The 2,134-nt window shown below is 39.9% G+C and carries 3 protein-coding genes; all 3 read right to left on the bottom strand.

What is annotated here, in order from left to right:
- Positions 1-116: 116 nt before the first annotated feature.
- The 3 genes from NH454_RS22185 to NH454_RS22170 all read right to left on the bottom strand — a co-directional run bounded on the left by NH454_RS22185 (position 117) and on the right by NH454_RS22170 (position 1,960).
- Positions 117-512 (bottom strand): hypothetical protein, encoded by a 396-nt coding sequence (locus NH454_RS22185; RefSeq protein WP_234116085.1) that lies wholly within the window; start codon positions 510-512, stop codon positions 117-119.
- 155 nt (positions 513-667) lie between these two features.
- Positions 668-1,141, bottom strand: a complete 474-nt coding sequence (gene dfrA31, locus NH454_RS22175) for a trimethoprim-resistant dihydrofolate reductase DfrA31 (protein WP_000703246.1) — start codon at positions 1,139-1,141, stop codon at positions 668-670.
- 162 nt (positions 1,142-1,303) lie between these two features.
- On the bottom strand, positions 1,304-1,960 hold the full coding sequence (locus tag NH454_RS22170; RefSeq protein ID WP_000361705.1) for a quinolone resistance pentapeptide repeat protein QnrVC5: 657 nt from the start codon (positions 1,958-1,960) through the stop codon (positions 1,304-1,306).
- Positions 1,961-2,134: the final 174 nt, after the last annotated feature.

Below are 2,134 nucleotides of genomic sequence, written 5' to 3'. Positions count from 1 at the left end.
CGTATTAAATGTACGATATTTACCTAATTTGCCACACTTATAAGTAGTAACCCACCTCCGCAGCCATTTATTGGTGTGGTCTACAGAGGATTAAGTCTTTTTAGAGGGGAAAATCCCTAGAACCCCACTTTGCTCTGTGTCACCAAGTCAAAAGCTTCGTTAACTTTTTTCCCAAGCGAAATCTGTTTGATTCCTGCAGGAACATGTAAGAACAGTGGAAAAATAGCCCAAAAAAAGAATAGCCCAATAACAACAAACAACCATCCACCTACTACTTGGGCATCATACTTACCAAATACTCCCTTTGTGTGGTTATTGTAAGCATAGGCAATAAACTTACCTGTTTTTGAGTCCCGCTCGCCGACAACAGTAACTTCATCATTACGATTAATAACCCAAGCATCAGATACTTGAAGTTCGATTACACAATTATTTTCACTTAATTCAAACTGTACCTTGGTTTTAGTGACCGCTTTGAAATTAATAACCTTACCAACTAATTTATCTAACATTATTTTGTTAACTCTATGTTACTTTACTAGGAGTGCTCTAACGCCCTGTTAAGGGGTGAGCAACGCAATACCGAAGCTTCCGCATACCGCCTTAACCACTAAAACCAACGCATAGTAAAAATGCCACGCGTTGTGAATCCCTCTTAAACAGTTTGTTAGCCCTTTGCCCAAATTTGGTACGTGTAATCAATATTTGAACTGAAACTTTGCTCAAATGTTTGTTTGAAACTCTGTGGAACTGAAGGGAAAAACACGTCGCCAGAGATGTGCTTATGAATCACTGAAAGATGGATAACATCTGCTTGTTCGATTAATGCTTTGTAAATTTCACCACCACCAGAAACAAAGACATGTGTTGTCGTATTGTCTAAGTAAGATAATGCCGATTCAATGCTGGTGAAATAAATAACATCTGGATCATTCGAGACCATTTCTGAGCGAGTAACCACAGCATATTTCCTATTGGGAAGTTTACCCATTGAGTCGAAAGTTTTACGACCGACTAAAAGCCAATGATTGTAAGTCATAGCTTTGAACAGGAGCTGCTCACCTTGTACATGCCAAGGTATATCCAATCCAGAGCCAATTACTCCATTCTCAGAAACTGCTGCCATAATGGATATTTTCATTTTTCCTCCTGAGGGCTAACGCCCGCCTAAGGGGCTGGCAACGCATAACAACTAAACTCAAACACAACAACTGCAACCACAGCGGCTCATTGGGACTGGAAACGCCACGCGTTGACAGTCCCTCTTGAGGCGTTTGTTATGTGTGTGTTCAAACCATCAAATTTAGTCAGGAACTACTATTAAACCTAATTGCTCTAAAAGTTGTTCTTGCTGCCACGAACAGATTTTTACACCTGTAAGGTCAACTTTCCGAGGGTCTAAACCATACAACTCCGAGTGGCTCAAATCACAACCTTGCAACCTACACTGGCTCCAACACCCTTCAGAAAATACTCCCCGACTTAAATCAGACTCTTTAAATGATGCACCACTCAGATTTGCGCCAATCCATCTATTCTCAAACAAATCACACTTTTCGATACACTGCCTTTCAAAGTTGGCGTATGAAAGATTACAACCTGTTATATAAGCTGAACAAAAATACATTCTGTTCGATACCTGATTCATGAAGCTAGCTTGAGAAAAATTGGCACCCTTTAAATCGCATTCTCTGAACTCGATACCAAAACAATTTGCACCTTTGAAATACGACATTGAAAGACTGCAGTTTTTAAAAGATGCATCTCTAAGATCCGAGTAAGAAAAATCACACCCCTCTAATTCACCTCGTTCAATGAAAGAACAATCTACAAATTGTGTATCGCGGAGGTTCGCTCGTTTAAAGGAACAGCAGAAAAATTTGCAATTTTTAAAATACTGACCACTCATGTCTTGATGTGAAAAGTCTGCTTGTACATATAACTGGTCTGTTTTATCCATTTTCTAGCCCTCTTTCTATTTGAGTCGAAGACTAACATTTACCAACCAGGGGTTCTAGGGATTTTCCCCTCTAAAAAGACATAATCCTCTGTAGACCACACCAATAAATGGCTGCGGAGGTGGTTTACTTTCAGCTTGGAGCCTAATCATCCACTATCGGCCTTGTTATTTCGC

Source organism: Pseudoalteromonas sp. Ps84H-4, from assembly GCF_024124645.1.
Lineage (GTDB): Bacteria > Pseudomonadota > Gammaproteobacteria > Enterobacterales > Alteromonadaceae > Pseudoalteromonas > Pseudoalteromonas lipolytica_C.
The sequence above is the reverse complement of the archived record's forward strand: the minus strand, read 5'-3'. Positions and strand labels throughout refer to the sequence as shown.

Coding starts and splice junctions, on each gene's coding strand:
- NH454_RS22170 (WP_000361705.1), bottom strand. CDS start 1,960: ATGGATAAAACAGACCAGTTATATGTACAAGCAGACTTTTCACATCAA.
- dfrA31 (WP_000703246.1), bottom strand. CDS start 1,141: ATGAAAATATCCATTATGGCAGCAGTTTCTGAGAATGGAGTAATTGGC.
- NH454_RS22185 (WP_234116085.1), bottom strand. CDS start 512: ATGTTAGATAAATTAGTTGGTAAGGTTATTAATTTCAAAGCGGTCACT.